The sequence below is a fragment of the Streptomyces durmitorensis genome, from assembly GCF_023498005.1.
In the GTDB taxonomy this organism is placed as follows: domain Bacteria; phylum Actinomycetota; class Actinomycetes; order Streptomycetales; family Streptomycetaceae; genus Streptomyces; species Streptomyces durmitorensis.
In genome coordinates this window covers 962,505-982,907 of record NZ_CP097289.1, presented here as the reverse complement: position 1 = coordinate 982,907, position 20,403 = coordinate 962,505, and the positions used below count along the sequence as shown (strand labels likewise).

At 68.8% G+C, this 20,403-nt stretch carries 46 protein-coding genes; 42 read left to right on the top strand and 4 right to left on the bottom strand.

From position 1 onward, the window contains the following. Nucleotides 1-37: 37 nt before the first annotated feature. The 15 genes from M4V62_RS04535 to M4V62_RS04465 all read left to right on the top strand — a co-directional run bounded on the left by M4V62_RS04535 (nt 38) and on the right by M4V62_RS04465 (nt 5,939). Entirely contained in the window at nt 38-544 is a 507-nt protein-coding gene (locus M4V62_RS04535; protein ID WP_249585911.1) for a hypothetical protein, read from the top strand. Further along, nucleotides 541-921, top strand: coding sequence for a DUF4326 domain-containing protein (locus tag M4V62_RS04530; RefSeq protein ID WP_249585910.1), 381 nt, complete (start codon nt 541-543; stop codon nt 919-921). The genes M4V62_RS04535 and M4V62_RS04530 overlap by 4 nt, the downstream gene beginning before the upstream one ends. Nucleotides 922-949: 28 nt before the next feature. Continuing rightward, nucleotides 950-1,297 (top strand): hypothetical protein, encoded by a 348-nt coding sequence (locus M4V62_RS04525; RefSeq protein ID WP_249585909.1) that lies wholly within the window; start codon nt 950-952, stop codon nt 1,295-1,297. Nucleotides 1,298-1,376: 79 nt separating this feature from the next. Continuing rightward, on the top strand, nt 1,377-2,006 hold the full coding sequence (locus M4V62_RS04520) for a hypothetical protein (protein ID WP_249585908.1): 630 nt from the start codon (nt 1,377-1,379) through the stop codon (nt 2,004-2,006). A gap of 211 nt (nt 2,007-2,217) precedes the next feature. Then, on the top strand, nt 2,218-2,394 hold the full coding sequence (locus M4V62_RS04515; protein WP_249585907.1) for a hypothetical protein: 177 nt from the start codon (nt 2,218-2,220) through the stop codon (nt 2,392-2,394). Then, nucleotides 2,391-2,708, top strand: a complete 318-nt coding sequence (locus tag M4V62_RS04510) for a hypothetical protein (protein ID WP_249585906.1) — start codon at nt 2,391-2,393, stop codon at nt 2,706-2,708. The genes M4V62_RS04515 and M4V62_RS04510 overlap by 4 nt, the downstream gene beginning before the upstream one ends. Beyond that, the gene (locus M4V62_RS04505; RefSeq protein WP_249585905.1) at nt 2,705-3,103 is read left to right on the top strand and encodes a hypothetical protein; all 399 of its coding nucleotides are present in this window, start codon (nt 2,705-2,707) and stop codon (nt 3,101-3,103) included. Before M4V62_RS04510 ends, M4V62_RS04505 begins: the two co-directional genes overlap by 4 nt. Beyond that, complete coding sequence (locus tag M4V62_RS04500; RefSeq protein WP_249585904.1) at nt 3,100-3,252, top strand: hypothetical protein; 153 nt, start codon at nt 3,100-3,102, stop codon at nt 3,250-3,252. The genes M4V62_RS04505 and M4V62_RS04500 overlap by 4 nt, the downstream gene beginning before the upstream one ends. A 17-nt stretch (nt 3,253-3,269) precedes the next feature. Further along, complete coding sequence (locus M4V62_RS04495; RefSeq protein ID WP_249585903.1) at nt 3,270-3,503, top strand: sigma factor-like helix-turn-helix DNA-binding protein; 234 nt, start codon at nt 3,270-3,272, stop codon at nt 3,501-3,503. Next, nucleotides 3,500-3,721 (top strand): hypothetical protein, encoded by a 222-nt coding sequence (locus M4V62_RS04490; RefSeq protein WP_249585902.1) that lies wholly within the window; start codon nt 3,500-3,502, stop codon nt 3,719-3,721. Before M4V62_RS04495 ends, M4V62_RS04490 begins: the two co-directional genes overlap by 4 nt. Beyond that, the gene (locus M4V62_RS04485; RefSeq protein ID WP_249585901.1) at nt 3,718-4,350 is read left to right on the top strand and encodes a hypothetical protein; all 633 of its coding nucleotides are present in this window, start codon (nt 3,718-3,720) and stop codon (nt 4,348-4,350) included. The genes M4V62_RS04490 and M4V62_RS04485 overlap by 4 nt, the downstream gene beginning before the upstream one ends. Nucleotides 4,351-4,684: 334 nt before the next feature. Then, nucleotides 4,685-5,167 (top strand): hypothetical protein, encoded by a 483-nt coding sequence (locus tag M4V62_RS04480; RefSeq protein WP_249585900.1) that lies wholly within the window; start codon nt 4,685-4,687, stop codon nt 5,165-5,167. 21 nt (nt 5,168-5,188) lie between these two features. Next, complete coding sequence (locus M4V62_RS04475) at nt 5,189-5,410, top strand: hypothetical protein (RefSeq protein WP_249585899.1); 222 nt, start codon at nt 5,189-5,191, stop codon at nt 5,408-5,410. Between the two features lie 52 nt (nt 5,411-5,462). Further along, nucleotides 5,463-5,756, top strand: coding sequence for a hypothetical protein (locus tag M4V62_RS04470; RefSeq protein WP_249585898.1), 294 nt, complete (start codon nt 5,463-5,465; stop codon nt 5,754-5,756). Between the two features lie 9 nt (nt 5,757-5,765). After that, nucleotides 5,766-5,939 (top strand): hypothetical protein, encoded by a 174-nt coding sequence (locus M4V62_RS04465; protein ID WP_249585897.1) that lies wholly within the window; start codon nt 5,766-5,768, stop codon nt 5,937-5,939. Between the two features lie 43 nt (nt 5,940-5,982). On the opposite strand, the gene M4V62_RS04460 is transcribed toward M4V62_RS04465, so the two are convergent. Continuing rightward, the gene (locus M4V62_RS04460; RefSeq protein ID WP_249585896.1) at nt 5,983-6,174 is read right to left on the bottom strand and encodes a hypothetical protein; all 192 of its coding nucleotides are present in this window, start codon (nt 6,172-6,174) and stop codon (nt 5,983-5,985) included. Nucleotides 6,175-6,303: 129 nt separating this feature from the next. Here M4V62_RS04460 and M4V62_RS04455 point away from each other — a divergent pair, with 129 nt between their 5' ends. The 5 genes from M4V62_RS04455 to M4V62_RS04435 all read left to right on the top strand — a co-directional run bounded on the left by M4V62_RS04455 (nt 6,304) and on the right by M4V62_RS04435 (nt 7,726). After that, nucleotides 6,304-6,612 (top strand): hypothetical protein, encoded by a 309-nt coding sequence (locus tag M4V62_RS04455; RefSeq protein ID WP_249585895.1) that lies wholly within the window; start codon nt 6,304-6,306, stop codon nt 6,610-6,612. After that, nucleotides 6,609-6,872 carry a hypothetical protein gene (locus M4V62_RS04450; protein WP_249585894.1) on the top strand — a complete coding sequence of 88 codons (264 nt, stop codon included), beginning with the start codon at nt 6,609-6,611 and terminating at the stop codon, nt 6,870-6,872. The genes M4V62_RS04455 and M4V62_RS04450 overlap by 4 nt, the downstream gene beginning before the upstream one ends. An 18-nt stretch (nt 6,873-6,890) precedes the next feature. Then, nucleotides 6,891-7,136: a hypothetical protein gene (locus M4V62_RS04445; RefSeq protein WP_249585893.1), complete on the top strand. Its 246-nt coding sequence runs from the start codon at nt 6,891-6,893 to the stop codon at nt 7,134-7,136. A 70-nt stretch (nt 7,137-7,206) separates the two neighbouring features. Then, nucleotides 7,207-7,383, top strand: a complete 177-nt coding sequence (locus M4V62_RS04440; RefSeq protein WP_249585892.1) for a hypothetical protein — start codon at nt 7,207-7,209, stop codon at nt 7,381-7,383. A gap of 94 nt (nt 7,384-7,477) precedes the next feature. After that, nucleotides 7,478-7,726: a hypothetical protein gene (locus tag M4V62_RS04435; RefSeq protein ID WP_249585891.1), complete on the top strand. Its 249-nt coding sequence runs from the start codon at nt 7,478-7,480 to the stop codon at nt 7,724-7,726. A gap of 3 nt (nt 7,727-7,729) precedes the next feature. Here the strand turns inward: M4V62_RS04435 and M4V62_RS04430 are convergent, their stop codons facing one another. From M4V62_RS04430 to M4V62_RS04420, 3 genes are all read right to left on the bottom strand, one after another. Further along, nucleotides 7,730-8,101 (bottom strand): DUF6083 domain-containing protein, encoded by a 372-nt coding sequence (locus M4V62_RS04430; protein WP_249585890.1) that lies wholly within the window; start codon nt 8,099-8,101, stop codon nt 7,730-7,732. A 198-nt stretch (nt 8,102-8,299) separates the two neighbouring features. Next, nucleotides 8,300-8,617, bottom strand: a complete 318-nt coding sequence (locus M4V62_RS04425) for a hypothetical protein (RefSeq protein WP_249585889.1) — start codon at nt 8,615-8,617, stop codon at nt 8,300-8,302. A gap of 398 nt (nt 8,618-9,015) precedes the next feature. Continuing rightward, on the bottom strand, nt 9,016-9,624 hold the full coding sequence (locus M4V62_RS04420) for a GntR family transcriptional regulator (protein ID WP_249585888.1): 609 nt from the start codon (nt 9,622-9,624) through the stop codon (nt 9,016-9,018). Nucleotides 9,625-9,809: 185 nt separating this feature from the next. On the opposite strand from M4V62_RS04420, the gene M4V62_RS04415 reads away from it, so the two are divergent. From M4V62_RS04415 to M4V62_RS04310, 22 genes are all read left to right on the top strand, one after another. After that, nucleotides 9,810-10,550, top strand: coding sequence for a GntR family transcriptional regulator (locus M4V62_RS04415; protein ID WP_249585887.1), 741 nt, complete (start codon nt 9,810-9,812; stop codon nt 10,548-10,550). Nucleotides 10,551-10,723: 173 nt separating this feature from the next. Beyond that, nucleotides 10,724-10,966 (top strand): helix-turn-helix domain-containing protein, encoded by a 243-nt coding sequence (locus M4V62_RS04410; RefSeq protein ID WP_249585886.1) that lies wholly within the window; start codon nt 10,724-10,726, stop codon nt 10,964-10,966. An 83-nt stretch (nt 10,967-11,049) separates the two neighbouring features. Further along, entirely contained in the window at nt 11,050-11,202 is a 153-nt protein-coding gene (locus tag M4V62_RS04405) for a hypothetical protein (protein ID WP_488212579.1), read from the top strand. After that, nucleotides 11,202-11,435, top strand: a complete 234-nt coding sequence (locus M4V62_RS04400) for a hypothetical protein (protein ID WP_249585885.1) — start codon at nt 11,202-11,204, stop codon at nt 11,433-11,435. Before M4V62_RS04405 ends, M4V62_RS04400 begins: the two co-directional genes overlap by 1 nt. An 87-nt stretch (nt 11,436-11,522) precedes the next feature. After that, nucleotides 11,523-11,687 (top strand): hypothetical protein, encoded by a 165-nt coding sequence (locus tag M4V62_RS04395; protein ID WP_249585884.1) that lies wholly within the window; start codon nt 11,523-11,525, stop codon nt 11,685-11,687. After that, entirely contained in the window at nt 11,684-11,860 is a 177-nt protein-coding gene (locus tag M4V62_RS04390; protein ID WP_249585883.1) for a hypothetical protein, read from the top strand. Before M4V62_RS04395 ends, M4V62_RS04390 begins: the two co-directional genes overlap by 4 nt. Before the next feature lie 42 nt (nt 11,861-11,902). Continuing rightward, nucleotides 11,903-12,337 carry a hypothetical protein gene (locus M4V62_RS04385; RefSeq protein WP_249585882.1) on the top strand — a complete coding sequence of 145 codons (435 nt, stop codon included), beginning with the start codon at nt 11,903-11,905 and terminating at the stop codon, nt 12,335-12,337. Between the two features lie 36 nt (nt 12,338-12,373). Next, nucleotides 12,374-12,601, top strand: a complete 228-nt coding sequence (locus tag M4V62_RS04380; RefSeq protein WP_249585881.1) for a hypothetical protein — start codon at nt 12,374-12,376, stop codon at nt 12,599-12,601. Continuing rightward, nucleotides 12,601-12,789, top strand: a complete 189-nt coding sequence (locus tag M4V62_RS04375; RefSeq protein ID WP_249585880.1) for a hypothetical protein — start codon at nt 12,601-12,603, stop codon at nt 12,787-12,789. Before M4V62_RS04380 ends, M4V62_RS04375 begins: the two co-directional genes overlap by 1 nt. Further along, nucleotides 12,786-12,926 carry a hypothetical protein gene (locus M4V62_RS04370; RefSeq protein WP_249585879.1) on the top strand — a complete coding sequence of 47 codons (141 nt, stop codon included), beginning with the start codon at nt 12,786-12,788 and terminating at the stop codon, nt 12,924-12,926. Before M4V62_RS04375 ends, M4V62_RS04370 begins: the two co-directional genes overlap by 4 nt. A 145-nt stretch (nt 12,927-13,071) precedes the next feature. Then, nucleotides 13,072-13,269, top strand: a complete 198-nt coding sequence (locus M4V62_RS04365) for a hypothetical protein (RefSeq protein WP_249585878.1) — start codon at nt 13,072-13,074, stop codon at nt 13,267-13,269. A gap of 85 nt (nt 13,270-13,354) precedes the next feature. Continuing rightward, a complete protein-coding gene (locus M4V62_RS04360) occupies nt 13,355-13,531 on the top strand; it encodes a hypothetical protein (protein WP_249585877.1) in 177 nt (58 codons plus the stop codon). Between the two features lie 29 nt (nt 13,532-13,560). After that, nucleotides 13,561-13,737 (top strand): hypothetical protein, encoded by a 177-nt coding sequence (locus M4V62_RS04355; RefSeq protein WP_249585876.1) that lies wholly within the window; start codon nt 13,561-13,563, stop codon nt 13,735-13,737. Between the two features lie 441 nt (nt 13,738-14,178). Next, nucleotides 14,179-14,364 (top strand): hypothetical protein, encoded by a 186-nt coding sequence (locus M4V62_RS04350; RefSeq protein ID WP_249585875.1) that lies wholly within the window; start codon nt 14,179-14,181, stop codon nt 14,362-14,364. A gap of 73 nt (nt 14,365-14,437) precedes the next feature. Continuing rightward, entirely contained in the window at nt 14,438-15,280 is an 843-nt protein-coding gene (locus M4V62_RS04345) for a hypothetical protein (RefSeq protein WP_249585874.1), read from the top strand. Next, the gene (locus M4V62_RS04340) at nt 15,280-17,415 is read left to right on the top strand and encodes an ATP-binding protein (RefSeq protein ID WP_249585873.1); all 2,136 of its coding nucleotides are present in this window, start codon (nt 15,280-15,282) and stop codon (nt 17,413-17,415) included. The genes M4V62_RS04345 and M4V62_RS04340 overlap by 1 nt, the downstream gene beginning before the upstream one ends. 192 nt (nt 17,416-17,607) lie before the next feature. Continuing rightward, nucleotides 17,608-17,952, top strand: coding sequence for a hypothetical protein (locus M4V62_RS04335; RefSeq protein ID WP_249585872.1), 345 nt, complete (start codon nt 17,608-17,610; stop codon nt 17,950-17,952). Between the two features lie 23 nt (nt 17,953-17,975). Beyond that, complete coding sequence (locus M4V62_RS04330; RefSeq protein ID WP_249585871.1) at nt 17,976-18,164, top strand: hypothetical protein; 189 nt, start codon at nt 17,976-17,978, stop codon at nt 18,162-18,164. A gap of 10 nt (nt 18,165-18,174) precedes the next feature. Then, on the top strand, nt 18,175-18,579 hold the full coding sequence (locus M4V62_RS04325; RefSeq protein WP_249585870.1) for a hypothetical protein: 405 nt from the start codon (nt 18,175-18,177) through the stop codon (nt 18,577-18,579). 27 nt (nt 18,580-18,606) lie between these two features. Beyond that, entirely contained in the window at nt 18,607-18,888 is a 282-nt protein-coding gene (locus M4V62_RS04320; protein ID WP_249585869.1) for a hypothetical protein, read from the top strand. Between the two features lie 415 nt (nt 18,889-19,303). Further along, the gene (locus tag M4V62_RS04315) at nt 19,304-19,573 is read left to right on the top strand and encodes a hypothetical protein (RefSeq protein ID WP_249585868.1); all 270 of its coding nucleotides are present in this window, start codon (nt 19,304-19,306) and stop codon (nt 19,571-19,573) included. Nucleotides 19,574-19,604: 31 nt separating this feature from the next. Next, on the top strand, nt 19,605-20,216 hold the full coding sequence (locus M4V62_RS04310; RefSeq protein ID WP_249585867.1) for a VanZ family protein: 612 nt from the start codon (nt 19,605-19,607) through the stop codon (nt 20,214-20,216). The last annotated feature ends 187 nt before the right edge of the window (nt 20,217-20,403 follow it).

The following is a 20,403-nucleotide window of genomic DNA, read 5'->3' as shown; positions in this document are numbered from 1 at the left end:
AACCGGACAAACCCAACTCGCAATCAAGGAGCACCGCATGATCCAGGCCCACGACCACGAGCCCACCAACTTCTTCCGGGACGCCGAGACCGACGATTGCCCGCACAAGCCGATCCCCGAGCGTGGTACCGACGCCTGGGACGAGTGGATGACGCTGGGGCACCAGCCCTACGACGACGGCATCCTGTGCCTGTCCGCTCCCGCCGGAACCTGCTGCTCAGCGTGCTCTGCCGAGCAGGGCGACGCGGTGCCGTGGTCCCGCTGCGTGAACCGCAGCCACGCCCGCGCCTTCCAGCCCACCGAGTCGCGCGAGCACAAGCCGGTGACGGTCGACGTCGCCGGGTTGGAGTGCCTGGAGCGGGAGTGCGAGGAGTACTTCACCGACGACGGCGACGAGATCCCCGGCAAGACGACCTGCTCGCACGTGCGGCAGATGGAGATCTGCGAGGGCTGCTCCGATGCGCCACGGAAGGGCGACGAATACCCGGCCGTCGTCGCGTGGGCCGACTGCACAGAGCGCAAGGCTGCGGCGGTGCAGCGATGACCACCCAGGTGATCAGCCTCAAGGGCCGCATCCGCGAGTACGGCCCGCGCCTTGAGCGTGCGCCCGAGGGCCTCGTCTACGTCGGCCGCCGATGGACCATGGGCGGCTGGGACTTGCCGGCCCATGCCCTCGCGAACCCGTTCTCGGTGAAGCGCTACGGCTCCCCGGAGGCCGCGGTGGCGGCGTACATCCGGCTGCTGCTGCGACGTCCCGACCTGGTCGCGCAGGCCCGCACGCTCCAGGACGCAACCCTCGCCTGCTGGTGCGCGCCAGCCCTCTGCCACGCGCACATCGACGCCGAGGTGGCGGACGGCATGACCCGCGAGCAGGCAGCCGCACGCGCCGACCAGCTCGAGCGCACCCACCCCGCCCCGTGATCCCCAACCCGACCCGAAGGAGCACCACATGACCACGCAACTCGATCAGTTCCGGCGCAGCCTCGAAGACTCTGTCGAGAGCGAGATCAGCAGCCACGCTGACGATCTCGCCCGCGACGTCGTCAGCGCTGTGTGGAATGCCGTCGACGATCAGATCGGCGCGCACCGCCAGTACGCCGACGACGCCGGTAAGGCCCGCGACTTCGCGCAGCGGCAGACCGGGCACATCGCCGCCAAGCGCGACCTCGCCGAGCAGGTCATCGGCCTGTGGGACTCGGGCCGGTTGGCGGCCGAGGAAGCGCTGCGGATGATCCGATCCGCGCTCGCCGTCGGTGAGGTGAAGACCCTCGACCAGCTGCGCACCCCCGCCCCGTGACCACGCAAGCGCACCGCCCGGCGGCTATCCGGGCGGTGCTCGCCCCATCGTCTCACCGACCCGATCAAGGAGAAGCACCGTGACCGAGACACCACCCGCTGTCTGGATCGACGGCGACCCGCTGATGGAGGCCATGGCCGCTTCCGTCTGGGACCGCTGCCAGCATTCCGACAGCGGCCTCGTCATCGACGACCCCCGCAACATTGCCGTCGCCGCTGTGTCCGCCCTGCGCACCACACCCGCCGACCGGGACCTCCGCGACCGCGTCACCGAGATCGTCAACCGCCTCGCCGCCCACGCCAAGGGTTTCCAGGACGTGCTCGACGAGTCCGATCGGGGCCCGTGGGGGCGGCTGGTGTGCGGCGACATCGACGAACTGCGCACGGCGCTGGCCGACCCCGCACTCGCCGACCGGGCCGCCGTGCCACCGCGGGTGTTCGCTGATGGAGGTGTGAACGATCTGCGCGAGTTGTATGCCCTGCACCATGTCCTGCGAGACGCGGGCGTTGAGCCGACCCGCCCCATCCACAAGGCGATCGACGCCCTGCGTTCGGCCTGGGATCGCGAGCTGCGGCGGGAGCAGCTCCGCCGCATGGCCGCCGCGAAGACGCAGCCGGTCGAGCCGCGCTGCACGTGCGGAGACGCCGGTCCCGCCTTCGCCCCGGCAGGCCACTACGCCGACTACCCGCAAGCCGGGGAGGGCCGGTGACCACTCTCCGCCGCGCCCGTTTCCGTTCGATCTACGTGAACGGCTGCCCGGTCTGGGAGTGCAGCCGCTGCGGTGAACGCCGGGCCCCAGCCACCCGCGAGGAAGACCTCGCCGCTCACGAAGCCGAATGCGGACAACCCGTCCAGCCCGCCAACTAGCCCCGTGGGCGGTGGTTCCGGCCGCCGCCCACCCCCAACCCGAAGGACACACGATGACCGACTACCTGCCGCCCATCGGAGGCGACAAGCGGTACTACCCGGAGCTCGACGAGACGACCTGCGTTGACAGCGACGGCGAGGTCTGGCCGGAGCACGACTACCCGCCCGTCGAGGAAGGCAGCGAATGCAGCCGCTGCGGGGCCGAAGCCGACGACGAGGCGGCGTCGTGACCGTGATCCGCCACGTCACCGTCTCCGACGACCCGCAGGTCGCCGCCCTGGTCGACATCCTGCGCGCCCACTGCCACCTGGATGCGACGGGCCTGGTCGTCGACGACCCGCACGCCATCGCCACGGCCATCGTCGAATCCCAGCGCGAGACCCGCCGCACCCGTGAAGCCAACGGCAAATGGATCAACGGGGAGGGGAAGCAGATCCTCCGCCGCTGCTATCCCGGGTTGATCCCCGCCGTCGTCATCGCCGACGCACTCCGCGACAAAGCCCGCCACGACCGGAAGATCCACCTGCTTGAGGAGACGACATGACCAGCCCCGCCGACGAACTCCGCACCGCCGCCGAGAAGCTGCGCAAGCTGGCCTCCGACGCTACGCCCGCCCCGTGGACCTGGAACCGCTGGCACTCCGACACCTGCCCGACAGGCTGCGACGATCCTTCCTGCTTCCTGCTGATCGTCGGCTCGCCATACGGCCCTGTCGGTGACGCTGACGTCGACCGTGACGTGTTCGCTGTCGAGCGCAGCGTCCAAGAGCGCGGCGAGAGCGACGCCGCGTTCATCGCCGCCATGGACCCCACGGTCGGTCTCGCCCTCGCCGACTGGCTGGACACCGCCGCCGCGAACGCCGCCGTCCTCACGTGGCCGAACGACTTCATCGAGCGCGCCCTCGCTGTCGCCCGCGCGATCAACGGCGGTGCGTCGTGACCGCCGGGTGGGCTGCCGAGCCGTCCGGCCCCTCCGATGTGGACCTGATCGAGAACCCGCCGCCCACCGTCGCCGCCGACGTGCGCGGGCAGGTCAGCGGCTACGACCTGGAACACGCCGAGATTGTCGACACGGGGGAGTGGCTGTGACCAGAGGCCCGGCTCGAATGCCCCTCACGCCGCGACAGGCCGAAGTTCTCACCGCAGCAGCCAGCGGGGCCACGCTCGCCGAGGTTGCCGCTCAACTCGGCACGCCCCGCGAGCAAGTCTCCTCCCGCCTGTCCGAGGCCTACAAACGCCTTGGCGTCGACTGGCGGCCTCGCGGCCAACGCCGGGCCGCAGCCGTCCGCGTCGCCCGCGAGCGCGGGCTGATCCCCGCACCGACCAAGGAGGCCGCATGACCATCCAGCCCGGCCAGATCTACCGCAGCTGCGACCCGCGCGGCGGGCCACGCATCCGCATCTCGTCCTACATACCCGGCCACGCCCGCGCCCACGTCGTCGACGCCCATGCCGGCAAGCGCTTCCGGCAGATCCTCGTCACCGCCCTGCACGCCGACGCCACCACCCGCGACGGCCGGTCCCGCCGTACCGGATACGTGCTGGAGGTCGACCCGTGACGCCCGCCATGACCGCCGCCGTCTGGGCGGCCTGGGCGTGGGCGGCTGTCGCCGTCACCGCCGCCGGGATCGCCATCCACCGCCGCAACCGCCAAGGAGAAGCCATGACCGAGCCCCGCCCCGAGTCCCTGCCGAACGGGGAGGACTCCAGCGCTGACCCCCGCCAACCCGCCTACGACGCCGTGTATGCCTACCTCACCAGCACAAACCATGTACCCGGCGACCTCGTCACCCGCAACGCCATGATCTGGCGCGGCGTTCACGCAGCCCTCGCCGCGATACCCGAGACCAAGCAACAACCCACCGACCAACTGCTCCACGGCCAGCCCGCCCCCTACCGCCAGCTCCTCGCCCGCCTCGAAACCGACCGGCAGCAGATGCTCGCCGCAGTCGACACCACCACCCGCGACAAGGAAGAACTACGCCAAGCCCAAGCCCAATCCGACTTGGCCTCCGGCTACCTCTACGCCGCCGCCCTCGCCGTGCGCCTCTTCGAAGGCGTCGACGCCGCAGCGCAATACATCCGCCACCACGGCGACGGACGACACCTCGTCGCCCACGACGGGCCGACGGTCGCCGAAGCCGCAGCCGACGACCGCAACTGGGACGTCGAGAAGGGCGGCGAGTGATGCCCACACGCTGGCGTTCGGGCCTAGGCCCGAACGGCTTCCTCGCCCCGGAGCGCACCGACTTGATCGACACCGCCCTGGCCCGCGGATGGCCCCTCGACGGTATGTGCCCCCACCCGGCCTGCATTCTGCGCGGCGTGGCATGCGTGGACGTGACCGCCGAACCTCCCTACGTGAGCGAGATCGTCGTCTACGAGTTCCATCCCTGCGGACACCGGTACTGGCCGCAGTGGAGCACCCTCGCCTGGAAGGTCAGCCCGCTGCTGGAGCAGCCCGTAAGTCGACGGCGCAGGCGTCGATGGCCGTCAATCCTCCGACCGAGAGCGGTACAGCCGTGAGCAGCGCCGACGACATCCTCAACCAGATCGACAACGCCCTGTACGACTCGACGGTCGGACCCGACGCGATGCGCAGCCGGCCCGCCACCGAGCCCGGCCCGCGCCTGTGGATCGCCCCAGCGGGCACAGACGCGGACGGCGACGGCTGGGAAGAGATCGGTTACGTCACCGGCGTCGACCTCACCATCGACGATGGGCAGGACGCGTCCCTCCCCGATGACTTCGTGCAGTCCTGGTCCCGCTTCGGCCAGCGGCTCCGGGAAGCGGAGGAACGCCGAGTGCGGGCCGCGATGGAAGCGCTCCGCACCCTCACCGAAGCCTTCCAGCGGATCACTGACGGCCTGCGGGGCGGCGACTGGGTCGACACCAACGGCGGGCCCGTACAGCCGCCGGAGCGTCCCCGCCCGGCCCTGCCGCGACGTGACGACCGTCCCGCCTGGCAGAGCCCCCACGGCCCCGCCACACGGCGGCGCCACTGATCCCGCAACCGAGGAGCAGCCATGACCTCCCGCGTATGGACCGGCGAAATCGACTACCACCTCACCCAAGCAGGCCACAGCGGCTACCGGCTCCGGCAAGACAGCAACTACACCGCCCGCGTCGTCCACGACCAAGGACACCTGCAGGAATACGCAGCACTCCTCAAAAGCCACGGCTACCGACCCACTCTCGAACAGCCCACGGACATCCGGCCCCTGCGGCTCCGCATCACCCGGGCCTGAACCGCGGCATACGCCCCATCGAGCAGGGCAGCCTGCCCCGTAAAGGAGACACATGGCCTCAACCCAAGACCCGATCACTGACCTCGCCGAACTCCTGCACCAGGCCGGACTCGACAACACCACGGTCGAACGCAAGCACGGCCACATCCTCATCCGCCTCACACCCGACGACACCGCCGCCCTGGCCCGACTGCTGAACCTCGACGACGCGTGGTCCCTCGCCATGGGCCTGCCCCCGCTCGGCATCCGGTACCTCACCTGCTGCATCACCCCCGAGATCAGCGCGATCACCCTGACCGACGGCAACACCAGGCACCTTGCGACCCGCATCCGATACGCCCTCTAGGAGGCGATCATGTACGACGACCAGCTTCTGCCCGGCACCCCCCTCTTCGACGACGAAGACGACGACGGCCTCGAGCGCCGCATGGCCGGGCCCTCACCCGACACCGGCCGCCTCATCGGCCAGCACCTCGTCGACCGGCAGGCGGAAGGCCGCACCCCGTACTGGCCCGACTGGGACGAATAGCCGCAGCACCCAAGGCGGGGCTGCCGCCCGGTGGCCCCGCCCGCTAGTCGCGCGACGGCACCCTGGCGGCGAGGTTCGACAGCAGACGGTCCGCGACCTCCCGATCCGGCTCGCCGCCGTTGACGACCGCGGCCAGCACGTCGAGCACGTCATGCGCCTCGGGGAGCGTCAGCAGGGGGAGGAGCGCGGCCGGCGGGTCGACAGCGGTCGGGAGATCGGCAGCAAGATCGGTCATGCCCGGTGCAACGACGACATGGCAGGCGGGATGCGGACCGACCTGCCAGAACAGGCAGAGCGATACCGAGGCTGATATCAAAGCGATATCGTCGTGGCCTAGGCCATGAACGACGGCAGGGAGGCAGCGATGAGCGAGCAGCCGTGGACCATCGACGCGATCGCCCACGCGATCCCCGTCGCCGAGGTCCGGCAGACGTTCCTCCGCAAGGCCAACCTCACCCCGCTCCCCGAACTCCCCGACGTTCTCGCCAGCTGGCAGCGCTTCGTCGAACACTGGCGCGACGACGTCGTCCCCCGCCTGGACGCCGTCCTCGAATACGCCAAGACCCACAACGGGCAGCTACCGGACGAGTACCGTGAGACACCGGAATCACGGACCGCCTGGGACCAGTGGGAGCAGAGCATGCGCCAGCACCAAGGACACTCCGCGGCGTGACCTGGCACTTCGAGCGCGACCACCTCGCCCTCGACCTCATCGCCTCCCTGCCGCACGACGCCCAGTTCGCGTTCTTCAACCTGATCCCGCGCCTCGAAGCAGACCCCGACACGGCCACCCAGCCCCACGGCCTCGACATCGACGGACCCGTCCGCATGCGCGAAGCAGTCCTCCCCGGCGCCGTCACCGTCCTGCTGATCAGCGACCAGGCCGGCCGCATCAACCTCGTCGCCGTCCTCGACCCGCCCGCCGGGGACTGAACCCCCGAAGGAGCAGCCGTGACGGACTGGACACCGCCCCCTCCCGGCGACACCCGCGAACAGCTCCCCGACGCGATCCTCACGTTGATCGAGACGGCGCCGTACACGTCCACCGCCTGCGAGACCGCGGGGCTTCTTGCCGAAGCCGCCGCCGTCCACACCGACCAGGCCGACGAACTCGGCGCGTGGGCCGACCGCATGCACCAGCGGTGTCGGATCAACCACAAGTACACCGGCAGGCTCTGCGGGTGCAGCTGCCACTGACCACGGTGGTGGGACAACGCGAACGCCAGTGCCCCGACTAGCCGCCTACGTCCACGTGCAGGATCACCGCATGACCCGTAACGCCGCCGAAGCCTTCTCCGCCAGCCATGGAATCACCATCCCCCTCGAAGAGGGCCTCGCGCTCCTCGCCGCCGCTGGAACCTCCGCCACGATCACGGCCGACGAAATCACGGACGTCGAACAATCCGTCCTCGACAAGCTCGAAGACGGTGGACTCCTCGGCTAGCAGAGCACGACGACGCACCGCCCGAAGTCCGGAGCGGGGCGTCTTGCCGCCCGCAGCCCACAGCGGGACCCTGGCAGCAACGCAAGGAGCGCCGATGGCCTGGGTTGATCGCCGCCACATCCCCGCACTGGAGCAAGACCACCGCTACGGGCGGCTGCTCAACGCGACGAAGCGGCTCTTGGAGGAACACGTGCCAGCCTGCGGCGAATGCACCGGCGGGACGAAGACCGTGCGGGACGCAGACGGCAACGAGACGATCGTCGACTGCCTAGCATGCGGCGGGACGGGCGAGGTCGGCACGATGGCCGACAACGAGGACAACGGGCAAGCCGGCGGACGGTAGCGGCTAGCCGACGTCGGGCAGCTGCTCATCCCCGAGCGGCAGGACCGGCTGCTCCACCCTCGCCGCGTTCGCTTCCCGCAGCTTCGAGATCCGCGGCCACGGATCCGGGGGCAGCGGCTGATTAGGGCACACCAAAGCATGCTCGACCCGGCACAGCTGCGACTGGACCGGCGGGCAGACGCCGTACATCGCGACCTTGCCGTCCGGGATCTCGATCCAACGGCGTTCCGGAGGGATCTCGTGCGCGGGCACCCGCAGGCCCGGCTCCAGCAGGATCGGATCAGGGTCCAGTGTCTCCACCTGATCCCGCGGCAACCCGCAATGCGGGCAAGTCAATTGGACTCGATCAGGCCTCGGCTTGCGTGAATCCCCCATAGCGTGAGCGTGCAGCTCAGGGCGGCATGCCGCACGGCCCGAACCAGCCGGGGCATATGCGGTGTGACGGGCACTGTCAGGCGCGCGAGTTGAACGGTGAACGGTTCCGGCCCGCGAGACGCAGCCGTGGCGGCCGGACGGGCGCCGTAGACAGCGAGACGCCCCACCGGTTAGGGCGAGGCGTCGACACGCGAGAGATCACGCAGCCAGCAGCTCCGGCCCCAGCTCGGTGATCCGGTACTCGCCCGGCGGGTCCGGCATCGGCACCTGGAACGCCGTGCCCAGCAGCTGGCGCACGATCATGTCGCGCTCCTGCTCCGGGCGGTCCGGCGGCAGTGCCAGAACGGTCAACGCACCCTCACGGGCCACATACCCCGTGAACCCACGCATCGTGAGACGCGACTCCACCAGCTCCACCTGCAGCTCGGCCAGAAGATCGGGGAGGGGGGTGTCGAGGAGATGGTCGGTCGTGGGGGTCGGAGGCTGCTCTAAGACAGCAGAGGCTGTTACCTTCATGGGGAGCTCCCTTTGACGAGACGGGCTTACAGATCAGCGAGTGGCAACTCGCTGGTAGAACCGGCCGGGCGTCGCAAGCGCCCGGCCGTTCGCATGTCCGGCAGCCGCCATCCTGAAGAGGCGAACCGACCAAGCGCAAACTTTGGGTGTAATTCGTGGGAGCCACGCTCGAGATCAGGAACCCGTCAGGCTCGGCGGGGCTCGGCGAACCTCGGCGAGACTCACTGAAACTGGGCCGTACAGGGGCGGTGAAGACGGCTGGAAACGACGGGAGTTGACGACGGGTTTCGTGATCCCGAGTACTGACGGAAAGATAGCCCGTAAGCCTCTGACCTGCAACAATGACATATTCGCAGAGTGAGAAACTGTCATTCGCCGTCCGGGACCTGGTCGTTCAGCTAGCCGGGGAAGCCGACCGACCGCGGCCAGTCGTGCGGGAGCTTCTCGTAGGTCTTCGGCTCGGCCGGGGCATGTCTGCGTGGGCGAGGTCGGACCGCCCGAGGCTTGGACACGAACAGCCCGTGCCCGGCCTCGAAGGTGAGTAGGCCCTCAGCCTTGAGTAGGGCAGCGGCCTTGCTGGCGGGTCCCGAGCTGCCGACGCCAGCGGCCTTGGCGAGAGTCCTGAGTGACGGGATGCGCACCCCGGCCGGCCACCTCCCGCTGATGATCTCGCAGCGCATTAGATCGGCGATCAGAGGAGGCTTCGGGCTTCCGGATACCGGGGACCATGACGACGGATCGAACTCGGCGTCGTTGTGATTGTGCGTCCCGTTGTAAAGCGGCTTCTCTGTCTTGATCGCCACCTCTTCCGCCTTGAGGGCGAGCGGGCGGGAGGCGTGCCACTCGTCGGTTCGGCGGCCAGCTCGCTTCGGCCAGTCGTCGCGGCGCGACTCGTACAGGTGCGCCTTCGCGCGGAAGTCGGGCTTGTTCGAGATCCCGACGTACAGCAGAACGTCATCGGCGTCGAAGTAGCGGTAGAGCGCGGTGGGCTCGTCGGATTCGGGCATGGGGCCTCCGTTGTGCTGCCGCTGTGTGCTGCCGGAACTTCAATGAGTACTTGATGGCGCACCCACCGTGCCCGTGCTCCTTCGAAGGAGTCAAGGGGTTCTGCTGGATTCGCAGAATCCGCCCTGTTCGCGCGTGCTCTAGAGCGATAGCTAACATCTTCAAAGGAGTCGAGCGAGGAGGACCATTGGCGCCACGTAAGGGAGAGCCTGGGCGGTACGTCGCCGCAGAGCTTGCTGCAGAGTTTCGCGCCCTGATCCAGTCCGGCGAGTTGCTCCCCGGCGCCCAGCTGCCCAGCGAGGCCGCATTGAAGGATGAGCGAAGTCTGTCCAATGCGGCGGTTCGAGCCGCCTACGAGCGCCTCATGGCGGAGGGGCTGGCGGTCAGCCGGCACGGCAAGGGCGTCTACGTACTCGATCCTAAGAGGCTGGTCCGCACCTCCCCTCGGCGCTTCGCCCGCGGCGCCCAGTCCATTCAGAGCGCGGATCTTGAAGGTCGCGAGCCTGACGTGCAGGTGGATGTTGACGAGGTGGCGACCGCCTCGGATCGTGTCGTGGAGATCCTCGGTGCTGGACCGTTCTGTCGTCGAAGCCGACTCTTCTCTCTGGATGGCCGAAAGCTACAGCTCGCCACCTCGTACCTTCCTGCGGGTCTGGCCGTCGAGGCTGGGGTCGATCAGACAGACACCGGCTCTGGCGGCATGTATGAACGCCTGGCGGAGGTTGGGCGGCGCCCCGTGAAGGCGTGCGAGCGCGTGTATGGCCGCGTCGCCACGTCGGAGGAGGCTCAGGCTCTGGGGTTGAGCAAGGGCATGTCGATCTTCCTGATTGAGCGAGTCGCCTACGACGAGGAGGGCCGCGCGGTCGAGGTCAACGAGATGACCTTGGATGCGTCGAAGTACATCCTGGAGTACGAGTTCCCCATCTGAGCCACGTCGGCTCTCGGCCCCCACTGGCATCGGCCGGTGGGGGCTTTTTCGTGCGCCCAAATCCCTGCGAACTCAGTTCACTTGGCGAGCTTGACAACTCCTTCGAAGGACGCCATGGTTATCTCCATCGAGCTGTCCTTCGAAGGAGTCAGCCACAAGTCATTGGAGCCCGTGTGATCGCCGAAGACCGAGCCCCCGACCCGGATCAGGCCGACGAGCTGCTGGACGCCAAGCAGGTCGCAGCCCTCATGAAGGTGCACGTCGCAACCGTCTATCGCCTCGCCGACAGCGGCCTCCTCAAGGCCATGCGGCTCGGCAAGGGCGAGAAGCGGCGGCGCGGTTTCCGCTGCTGGGCCTCGGACGTCGACGCGTACATGCACGGCTCCCTCATCGCCCCCACCACGGAGGTGGCGTGATCATGAGCACCGCAACCCGTACCCTGAGCCCCGCCGATCGGGCCGCCCATGACGCGGCGAGCTTCGTCCGCCCCCGCCAGGTTCTGGAGCGCTTCCCCGCTGGCGGCCCGCGTGGCTCCTGGCCGGCGGAGGACTTCGCTCGTGCCCGCCGTATGGAGGGTCAGCAGGCGGAGGTCGTAATGGACCTGGCGTCCGACGCGTTCCTCGTGATCGTGCGGAACGAGGTGGCGTCGTGATGCCGCAGCCTGCTTGGCCTGAGGACGTGGTGGCCCGCTATCTGACGTTGAGCGGGGAGATTTTCCGCGATCCGTCGATGTACGTCGAGGTGCTGCGCAAGGACGGGCAGCACTCGGTCGCTCGCTGCCGCTGCTGCACCTATGACACCAGTCGGCAGCATGACGGCCGTGCGCAGGACATGGCGCAGGCGCATGCCGAGACGTGCCGGGCCCTGCCGAAGCCCACCGCGTAACCCCCTAGATCGGCTGCGGGCGGGAACGTCCATCCCCCGGTTTCTCCCGTCCGCAGCTGCCACTGCTTGATCCCCGAGAGGATCCTCATGAGCTCGAAGGACTACCAGCCCACGCAGGCCACCGACGAGAACGGCGAGGACCGAGGCACGTTCGAAAGCCCCTTCCTCGTCCAGGCCCGCTCCGAGACCGAGGCGAACCTCGGCACGACGAACGGCGACTGGACTTTCACGGCCCGGAAGGACGAGTCGTGAGCCAGATCAGCATCGAGTCCCTCGACGAGGGCGACGAGCTCGGATCTGCCGAAACTCCCCGGTGCTGCGAGGCGGCCATGGACACGTACCCCGGCGGCTTCCAGTGCGGCCAGTGCGACTCCTTCGTCAGCTACGACCGCGACCGCACCGTCACCCACGTCGAGATCACCTGACCGTCCCCGCTTCTTGATCCCCGCTCGCCCTGGAGGGCTGCCATGTCGTACATCCCGACCGCACCAGACCTGAAGTTCGAGATTGCCCAGACGATCCGAGCCCGCCGCAGGAGCATCGCGGCGGAGGCGGACAAGGGGCGCAGCTTCTATGGCAGCACGGACCACGACGAGGCGGGCAGCTTCGGCACGGCCGGAGGGGGGCGGGTCATCGTCCAGGCTTTCGTCCGGTCGAGCGAGGAGCGAAAGTCGGGCCCCGCCTATGGATGGGAGACCCGGCTCCGGGTCGGTGCGGTCGCCAAGTGTCACGGCCACGGCTGCGTGAGCCCCGACTTCACGGACCAGCATGACGGTCACTTCGCGCTGGACGATGACGCCGACGTGACCGCAAAGGCGGCGCTGCCGCACGTCCAGGCGGCCCGCGAGTGGGCGCAGGCCCACGCGGAGAAGTGTCGTGCCCAGCCGTACACCGGCCGCTAGACCACCACCCACCTATTGATCCCCGAGAGGATCGTCATGTCTCCGTTCCTGTTCGACGCCGATCGTGGCGTCACTGAGCTCGGCCGGAAGGCCCGGCAGGTGAAGGTCGCCGATGTGATCGCCGAGTTGTTCGGCGATGAGCTGACCCGCGCCTTGTACCGCGAGACCACCTACAACGTGCCGGATGACCAGCGCCAGACGTGCCCCGTCCACCAGGACTGGAGCCGCAACTGCCAGGACCTGCACCTCAAGGCGGCGGCGTGATGGCCCGGCCCGAGTTGTCGGCGTCTGGGCGTGCATCCGTCGACGTGGCGCGTGAGCTGCTGGTCGAGGCGCAGGGGCTGGACTTGTCGCAGCGCCGGGATGTGGTGGCGATGGTGGGCCGTCTGGAGGCGGCTGTGGTGTCGCTGCTGGAGGTCGCCGATGGCGGCGAGCCGGAGGCGGCGGCGTGATCGGCCGCCGCACCCCCGAGCAGGTAGCTGCCGCGCATCACGTGCGGCAGCAGAAGCGCCGCGACCCGGCAGCTGAGGCCAAGGCGCGGGAGATCAAGGCCGAGGCCGACGCCCGAGCGAAGCGCCGCAACCCCTGATCGCCGCGGTGGTGGGGCCCCTCCGTCCCCCACGGCACCCCGCCGCCGCGGCTTCAGCCTCCGCCAGACCGATCCCGGGTCTACGCCTCGAACGCAGGCAGGGGCACGCACCACCACCCGATTCCCGATCACGAAGGAGCCCGGCATGTCCGACTCTCTGGAGAGCTTCAACGACCGCCTCGATGCTGCGCTGGCCCCCGCTGTGCAGGGCGCGTCCGACCGCCTGATGGCCCAGCGCATGACGCACGCCGCGAAGACCGGTGGCGTCGAGGCCGCGAAGGAGGTCGCCAAGGAGATGACCCCGGAGCAGGCCGCCCGGGTCGAACGGCACCTGAAGAGCTGACCGGCTGCCCGCCGGGCCCGTCTCGCACGGACCCGGTCGAGGGGAGCCGGGACAGCCCCGAGCCCACCACCGAGAGGAGCCCGTCATGGGTCTGTTCAGCCGATCTCGCCCCAACGACGCCTTCGAGCCCCCGGAGGAAGGCGGATACCCCGTCACGGACCCGCACGGAAACGTCAGCTCCTGGCACGACTCCAAGGCTGCCGCCAAGGACGAGGCCCAGCGCCTCAACAAGGCGATGGACGCCGCCAACAAGCGCCGCTAACCCTCACCCCGACCCGAAGGGAGCCCGCCATGGGCTGGAAAGACAAGATCCTCGGCACGCCTGAGGACGTCGCCGCACACCAGCAGGCCTCGCGCGACCTGGAGCACTTCAACACGAAGGACGCCGACGACACCGACCCGGCGTACCTCGCAGCGAACGACCGCAAGGGCGAGACCGCCGAGAACGTGCCCTGGTACCGCCGCTGACCGGCTGCCTGTGGTCCCGGACATCGCGCCGGGGCCGCGGGGAACCGCTCAGCGTTCCAACCGCCACCCGAGAGGAGCACGTGATGGACAAGTACACGACCGACACCGGCAGCGAGGTCGAGGTTGAGGACGACGGCGACTTCACCGTCACCTTCTCGATGCAGCTCACCAAGCCTGCCGACGACAACGACGAGAGCTGACAGGGCCCGCGATGGACGTACCTCCCGGCGAATGTCGGCAGTGCTGGCCGTGCTCCAAGAAGCACCAGCAGGAAGCGGGATTCCTGGGGAACTTCCTCGGGATCGGAGCCGCCGCCAACAAGCCCTGCTCGTGCGAAAGCCATGTGACCGGCTGCCCCCCAAACATGATCGTTCCCAAGCCGAAGAACAGCTTCTGGTGACCCGCCGGACCTGACCCCCAACCACCTGAAGGGAGGCCGCCATGCGGCCCCTGTACTGGCTGCTCTTGGCGGCCCTCCTGCTTATCGCCGGCATGTGGCCGCAGACCGCCGAGGTCACCCTCGGCCTGATGGCCGACGGCGCGAACGCGATCCTCGCTCAGATCCCCACCACCGTGCTGCTCCTCGCCGGAGTCGGCTACCTCGCACTGCGACGGAGGACCACGTGATGCGTGCCCTCTACCTGCTCGGCATGGTCTTCCCGCTCATCCTGCTCGCCTTCCTGATCGGACGAGGTCTCTCGTGAAATCCCCGCCCGCCGGTGCCAGTCGTGACTACCTCGTGGCGATCTCCCTGATCGCAGGAGTCGGCTACACCGCATCCGCCGAATACAACCTGGCCCGCGCCATCGGCTCCCCGGTACCGGTGGCGGTACTGCTGCCCCTCGCACTCGACGTGTACGTCGTCGCCGCGATCCGCCGGAACCGCGGCCGGGACATCGCCTTGTCGCTCCTCCTGATGGGCGTCGCCCAGGTGTCGGCGCACCTTCTGGAGTCCCGCGTCGTGGTGGTGTCGGTACCGCTCGTCGTCGCCGTGTCGCTCCTCATCCCGCTCGTCATCTGGCGAGTCCACGCCCTGGCGGTACTGCCGCAGAAACTGCACGCCAAGGCCGGTACCGCCCCCGGTACCGAACCGGCCCCTGCGGCCGGTGCTGAACCAGTCGCCACCGTTGAACGAGTACCGGTACCGCAGCCCACCCCGGTACCGGCCACCGAGCCGACACCAGTACCGCCTGCGAGCCGCCCGGAACTCGCCGCCGTACCGGACTCAGTACCGGCCCCGGTACCGGTACGGCCGCGCCGCCGCACCACCGGTCAGCCCGGCAGGAACAAGCCGCGCAGTACCGGCACCAAGACCGGCCAGAAGGCGGCCAGTGCCGCCTCGTTCGACGAGCACGTGAAGACCGCCACCGCATGGCTCGCAGCCGAACCCGACCTGTCCGGTACCGACATCGGCAAGAAGCTCGGCACCGGCGACTCCTACGGCCGGCGCGTCCGCCGAGCCGCCCTCGGTACCGCGGCCACTGGCCCCGCGCACCTGACCACCAACGCCACCGTCGGACAAGGCGGAGAGGGCTACAACTGATGAGCATCCACAACGGCACGGCAGTCGAGGAGAAGCTTCCGCCCCTCAAGCTGATCCCCCCGCCGACCGAAAGCATCCCCGAGGCGGATCCACAGCCCGCGGCGAAGCCTGGACGCCGTCGCCTGCGTGAAGGCGTGCGAGCCGTCCTTACCGACGACCGCACCCACGCCACCTACCGCTACATCGTCCGGCACGGCGCCTACATGACCGGCGGCGCCGGCATCGTGTACCGCCGCGCCTGGGACAGCCGCAGCACCTCCCGCTACGAGCGGATGCAGCGCACCGCCGAAGCCGCCGGGAACATCGAAGAAGCGAAAGAGTGGGAAGAGCGCGGCCACCGCTTCCGCGAGGCCCGCCACAAGCGACGCATGGAAACGCTTGCCGCGATGCGGCAGACCCCCAAGGCGGTCGGTGCCGCCACAGTCGCCGGCAGCAGCGGCCTGCTCCTCCTCGGCATCGCCCTTGCCTGGGCAAACGGCGACATCAAAGACGTAATCGCCCCAGCCGAGTTCGTCGTCGAACTGATCCGCTGGGCGTTCTTCATCGGCACCGTCGTCTGGGGCCCGGCGAAGATGGCGCTGCCCGCGCTCGGCCTGCTCGCCCTGTGGCGGGTCGGACAGCAGCGCCAAGCCGCACCGGCATGGGCGCTCCCCGCGAAGCAGCGCGTCGAAGGCGAGGCCATCACCCCGTCGATCGTCGTCAAAGCGTTCCGTGACCTGCGGATTGGCGAGTTGAAGAAGGCCATCCTGGCGATGGAGGACGGTGCGGCGTCGATGCTGTCGCCGATCGTCACCGCAGGCTGCGGCGTGGAAGTCGACGTCACGCTGCCCTCCAGCGTCTCCACCGACGAGATCATGGGTAAGCGGCGCAAGCTCGCCGAGAACCTCAACCGGCACGAGCACGAGGTCTACGTCAGTATCGCCCCTGCCGCCCGCACAGTGCGGGTGTGGATCGCCGACAGCGGCGCCCTCGACGAACCGATCGGGCCGTCCCCGCTGGTCACAGACACCAGCCTCACCGCGGACTACAAGAGCGGACGCGCCCCCTGGGGTGTCGACCTGCGCGGCGACGCCGTCCTGATCAGCCTCTACCAGAAGATGGTGCTGGTCACCGGCCTGTCCAACCAGGGCAAGACCGCCAGCCTGCGGGCGCTTGCTCTCTGGCTGGCCATGGATCCGACCGTCGAATTCCGCATCGGCGACCTCAAGGGCATCGGCGACTGGCGGATGTTCGACGGTCTCGCCACGACCCTCATCGAGGGGCCGACGGACGATCACGTCATGGACGTCACACACATGGTCGAGGGCGTCTTCGACGAGATGAACCGGCGGCTGCAGCAGCCCGAGGGCACTGTGTTCAAGCCGCTGGTCTGCATCGTTGACGAGGCGCAGGTCGCCTACGGGTCGGGCGCCCGCGAGGAGTACATCGACGACAAGGGGAACGTCAAGTACGGCGCCCCCTACGGCGGAGCCAAGGCCACGAGCAGGTACTTCCGTGCGGTCAAGGGCATCCACGACCAGGGCCGCGCCGTTGACGTGGAGATCTGGGAAGGCACCCAGGACCCCACCGACCAGAACCTGCCCAAGCGGTCCCGCGAGGGTAACCACATCCGTGCCGCGCTGGTCCTGGGCACCAAGTCTCAGGCCGAGATGGCGCTGGGGGAGGCGCCCGTGGAGAAGGGCGCCGCACCGCACAAGCTGCGCCAGGGCCTCGACAAGGGGCAGCTTGTTGCCGCAGGTGAAGGCGTTCCTCTGCCGCCCGGCCAGGTGTCGCTGAACGTCCGCACGCACTACGTCAGCAACGACGACGCCAAGGAAGTCGCAGACCGGGCCAAGGCGCTGCGCCGCAACGTCGCAACACTCGGCCGCCCGGCCGCCGTTGAAAGGCGCGACGAGCTCGTCGACGTGAGGACCGTCCTCGTTGCCGAGGACCGGGTTCGCACCACGGAGGTCATCCACCGCCTCAAGAACCTCGCCAAGTCCTACTACAAGGACTGGGACGGCGCCCGGCTGCGCAAGGTCCTCACCGACGCGGGTGAGGACACCAACACCTTCCAGGGCTACCCGCACGTGACCCGCGAACGGGTTCTGAAGGCCCTCGCCAACCGCGAGAACGATGATCCAGAAGCCAGGTGAGGCGTGGAACCGCAGGTGACTTTTCACCTACCGCCTCACCCACCCGCCTCACCGGTCCTGACCTGCACGTATGCAGACCAGGTGAGGCAGATCGGCACCTCACCCAGACTCCCGGAACCCCCGGATTCCAAGGGTTTCGGTCGCTCGCACCGCGTCGCTTACCCGATCAACCATCAACAGAAGGAGATCCACATGCCCGGTTCGTACACCGCCCGCGAGAAGTGGGAGATCGCCAAGATCAGCGCCAAGACGCTGAAGCAGGCCGCCGCTTCCGATGGCCCGCACGGCACCACCGACATCGTCGACCCGCGCCTCGGCAACCGCCTGGAAACCATCCGGCAGCGCGGCGAAGAGCGCTACGAGCGTGAAGCCAGCGCCGTGTTCCAGAAGTTGGAGCAAGCCGAGAACGCGGTCGCCAAGGCCAAGGCCGACCTGAAGACCGCCCCCGACTCCCGGACGAAGGCCACGGCCCGCCAGGCGCTGCAGAAAGCCAAGAGCGACCTGAGCAAGGCCGACCGCGCCGCCCGCAAGTACTGACCCCAACCCGAAGGGAGCCCGTGATGGGCCTGTTCACCCGCAAGGACGACTACACGCCGAGCGACGCCGAGGTCCGGGCGGCAGCCCGGAAGCTCCAGCAAGGCGGCAGCCGCCGGGAAGCCGAGCGCCTCACCCGCAAGTCCGGAAGCCAGAGCGACGCAACCGCGGGGCGCATCCTGTCCGCCGCCTCCGAGATCGACGTCAACGACTGAAAGAAGCGCCATGAACCAGCCGCTGCCCGACCGGCTGCCCGACCTCACGGACGGGCGGCTGCAGGTCCCCGCACACCACCGACCGCCCAACGTCATCTACGACGAGCACGGCCGCCCCGTGCACTTCACCATCGGCCAACCGCTGCACCCGACCCAGATGGTCATCCAGGCGCCCGTTCAGCCAGGCCTGTCGCCGGAGATGCAGCGCCTGATCATCATCACGTTCCTGATCCTCGCTGTGGTCGTCGTCTGCACCGGAGCCCTCGTCGGAATCGTCGTCCTCGTCGGCGGAACCCTGATGGGGATCATCGGCGTCGTCTCCGCGAACCTCCCCATGATCGGTCTGACCATGGCGGGCGTCATCCTCGCCGCCGGATGGGCCGCAACCAAAATCCGCCCAGACAAGAGCAAGTAGCCCTACCACCCCCTGAAGGAGCACCCCATGTCCAGCTATGTGATCCCGTCCCAGACTGTCGAGTACGAGGGTGAGCACGCCACCGTGACCGTCGCGCTGCTCGTCCTCGCGCAGTGCGAGCACGGCCACAACGTCTCCTACGTCGCGCCGGACGTCGAGGACGTCGACCACCACAGCGGCAAGGCCTGCCACTGGGCTGCCGAGCACGTCAAGGAGTGCACCGGGCCCGGACGGATGGCCCCGCCGGAGCAGTCCGGCTACAAGCCGGTCATCGACTACAACGGCGACAGCAGCCGCCCCGCAGCCTGACCATCGACGACAACGGCGCCCCCTCCGCATGCAGCGCGGAGGGGGCGCCGCGTTGACCGTACCGTGACGCCGGCCTCCGACCGCCGTTGATTCAGCGTGAGAGCTCACCGTGGGCGACCCCGCCCCGCACAATCCTCACTGGCACTACAGCCGACGGTGCGGGAGAAGCGGATCGTTCCTGCTCGGCGTTGATGCACTCGCCAGGGTGAACGTCCCGGTGTGGCGGTGGCGCCAGCCCGCCGTGGCCCTCAACGCTTTCTGCAACGGGATGGACCATGTGGGAGGAACGCCTGTGAAGCGACAGCTCGGCAGCGTATGTGCGGCCATCGTGCTCATGGCCACGACCATCGGGATGGCCCCGCCCCGCGTCCAGGACCCTGACGGCTGCGGGAAGACAGACAGAGGACGGGTGTGCATGTCCAGCCCGGCAGGCGGCCACCGGCCAGGCGTGTACAAAGCCCACTACGCCCGCTACCGGGGCGGGGAGATCACCGTCAAGCTCGGCTACGAGATCCGCATGAAGCGCACCGGGATCATCGCCGAATCCAAGTGGCTGGGCACCAAGAAGACCCGCAACGGCTACGCGGCCTTCAGCAAGCGGCTCCCGATGGGAGACGACGCGTGCATCCGCGCCAAGATGAAGCACAACGGCAAGCGTTACATCTCCAAGTACCTCGACTGCTGACGTACCTGACCGGGCTGGGGAGGAATTCGGCGTGTGGCGCATCGTCTTCTACGTGAACGTGTGGACGGTGTCCCTGTTCCTCGTCGTGGTCGCTGTGGTGGCTGTCGGGCTGGGGGTGTGGCGCCGCACGTCGCCGCGCCGTCAACGCCGGGTGGCTCGGGTGCTGTGGGTGGTGTGTCTGGCGTTGGTGCTGGCGGCCACCGTGATCCCGGACCGGCCGATCGGCTCCGGAGTCCCCTACGTGGCGATGATCCCCGGTGAAGGATTGTGGGGGAGCGCCGCCGACTACATGTACGCCAGCGAACGGCACATGATCCTCGTGCTGCAGGTCGCCAACGCAGCGATGTTCGTGCCGCTCGGCCTGTTCGCCTATACGGCGGCCCGCCGCCCCTCGCTGCCCGGGATTGTCCTGGGCTGCCTCGCGCTGAGCGTCATGATCGAGGCCGTGCAACTGGTGATGAACGCCGGCCGGGTCGTCGATGTCGACGACGTCATCTTCAACACTCTCGGCGGCCTGGTCGGCTGCCTGCTCGCGAAGGCGGCCTGGGCGGTGACAGGGCGCGGGGCCGAGAAGGATGTGAGGCGGCACGCCGGGCAGGCGCATCCTCTCCGTGCATGGCTACTCGACCAGTTCAGGGGATGACGGGCCGGGTCCTTCTGCGGCTGCAGGCACCGCCCGCGCCATCCACCTGTCGTCCGTCACCTGCCGCGGCAGCAGGGCAGGCTCCAACCCGAGGCTGGCGCACAGGAGTTCTAACGCGTCCTGGCACTCCCGCTCCGTGTCTGCCTGCACTCCGAAACGGACCGCCATGGTCGCAGTGTGACGGGGC

Coding starts and splice junctions, on each gene's coding strand:
- M4V62_RS04325 (WP_249585870.1), top strand. CDS start 18,175: ATGAACCAGCCGCTGCCCGACCGGCTGCCCGACCTCACGGACGGGCGG.
- M4V62_RS04515 (WP_249585907.1), top strand. CDS start 2,218: ATGACCGACTACCTGCCGCCCATCGGAGGCGACAAGCGGTACTACCCG.
- M4V62_RS04315 (WP_249585868.1), top strand. CDS start 19,304: ATGTCCAGCCCGGCAGGCGGCCACCGGCCAGGCGTGTACAAAGCCCAC.
- M4V62_RS04465 (WP_249585897.1), top strand. CDS start 5,766: ATGTACGACGACCAGCTTCTGCCCGGCACCCCCCTCTTCGACGACGAA.
- M4V62_RS04475 (WP_249585899.1), top strand. CDS start 5,189: ATGACCTCCCGCGTATGGACCGGCGAAATCGACTACCACCTCACCCAA.
- M4V62_RS04505 (WP_249585905.1), top strand. CDS start 2,705: ATGACCAGCCCCGCCGACGAACTCCGCACCGCCGCCGAGAAGCTGCGC.
- M4V62_RS04430 (WP_249585890.1), bottom strand. CDS start 8,101: ATGGGGGATTCACGCAAGCCGAGGCCTGATCGAGTCCAATTGACTTGC.
- M4V62_RS04535 (WP_249585911.1), top strand. CDS start 38: ATGATCCAGGCCCACGACCACGAGCCCACCAACTTCTTCCGGGACGCC.
- M4V62_RS04375 (WP_249585880.1), top strand. CDS start 12,601: ATGGCCCGGCCCGAGTTGTCGGCGTCTGGGCGTGCATCCGTCGACGTG.
- M4V62_RS04495 (WP_249585903.1), top strand. CDS start 3,270: ATGCCCCTCACGCCGCGACAGGCCGAAGTTCTCACCGCAGCAGCCAGC.
- M4V62_RS04400 (WP_249585885.1), top strand. CDS start 11,202: ATGCCGCAGCCTGCTTGGCCTGAGGACGTGGTGGCCCGCTATCTGACG.
- M4V62_RS04350 (WP_249585875.1), top strand. CDS start 14,179: ATGCGGCCCCTGTACTGGCTGCTCTTGGCGGCCCTCCTGCTTATCGCC.
- M4V62_RS04470 (WP_249585898.1), top strand. CDS start 5,463: ATGGCCTCAACCCAAGACCCGATCACTGACCTCGCCGAACTCCTGCAC.
- M4V62_RS04455 (WP_249585895.1), top strand. CDS start 6,304: ATGAGCGAGCAGCCGTGGACCATCGACGCGATCGCCCACGCGATCCCC.
- M4V62_RS04395 (WP_249585884.1), top strand. CDS start 11,523: ATGAGCTCGAAGGACTACCAGCCCACGCAGGCCACCGACGAGAACGGC.
- M4V62_RS04355 (WP_249585876.1), top strand. CDS start 13,561: ATGGGCTGGAAAGACAAGATCCTCGGCACGCCTGAGGACGTCGCCGCA.
- M4V62_RS04320 (WP_249585869.1), top strand. CDS start 18,607: ATGTCCAGCTATGTGATCCCGTCCCAGACTGTCGAGTACGAGGGTGAG.
- M4V62_RS04435 (WP_249585891.1), top strand. CDS start 7,478: ATGGCCTGGGTTGATCGCCGCCACATCCCCGCACTGGAGCAAGACCAC.
- M4V62_RS04340 (WP_249585873.1), top strand. CDS start 15,280: ATGAGCATCCACAACGGCACGGCAGTCGAGGAGAAGCTTCCGCCCCTC.
- M4V62_RS04440 (WP_249585892.1), top strand. CDS start 7,207: ATGACCCGTAACGCCGCCGAAGCCTTCTCCGCCAGCCATGGAATCACC.
- M4V62_RS04425 (WP_249585889.1), bottom strand. CDS start 8,617: ATGAAGGTAACAGCCTCTGCTGTCTTAGAGCAGCCTCCGACCCCCACG.
- M4V62_RS04365 (WP_249585878.1), top strand. CDS start 13,072: ATGTCCGACTCTCTGGAGAGCTTCAACGACCGCCTCGATGCTGCGCTG.
- M4V62_RS04530 (WP_249585910.1), top strand. CDS start 541: ATGACCACCCAGGTGATCAGCCTCAAGGGCCGCATCCGCGAGTACGGC.
- M4V62_RS04385 (WP_249585882.1), top strand. CDS start 11,903: ATGTCGTACATCCCGACCGCACCAGACCTGAAGTTCGAGATTGCCCAG.
- M4V62_RS04380 (WP_249585881.1), top strand. CDS start 12,374: ATGTCTCCGTTCCTGTTCGACGCCGATCGTGGCGTCACTGAGCTCGGC.
- M4V62_RS04490 (WP_249585902.1), top strand. CDS start 3,500: ATGACCATCCAGCCCGGCCAGATCTACCGCAGCTGCGACCCGCGCGGC.
- M4V62_RS04525 (WP_249585909.1), top strand. CDS start 950: ATGACCACGCAACTCGATCAGTTCCGGCGCAGCCTCGAAGACTCTGTC.
- M4V62_RS04460 (WP_249585896.1), bottom strand. CDS start 6,174: ATGACCGATCTTGCTGCCGATCTCCCGACCGCTGTCGACCCGCCGGCC.
- M4V62_RS04420 (WP_249585888.1), bottom strand. CDS start 9,624: ATGCCCGAATCCGACGAGCCCACCGCGCTCTACCGCTACTTCGACGCC.
- M4V62_RS04360 (WP_249585877.1), top strand. CDS start 13,355: ATGGGTCTGTTCAGCCGATCTCGCCCCAACGACGCCTTCGAGCCCCCG.
- M4V62_RS04335 (WP_249585872.1), top strand. CDS start 17,608: ATGCCCGGTTCGTACACCGCCCGCGAGAAGTGGGAGATCGCCAAGATC.
- M4V62_RS04330 (WP_249585871.1), top strand. CDS start 17,976: ATGGGCCTGTTCACCCGCAAGGACGACTACACGCCGAGCGACGCCGAG.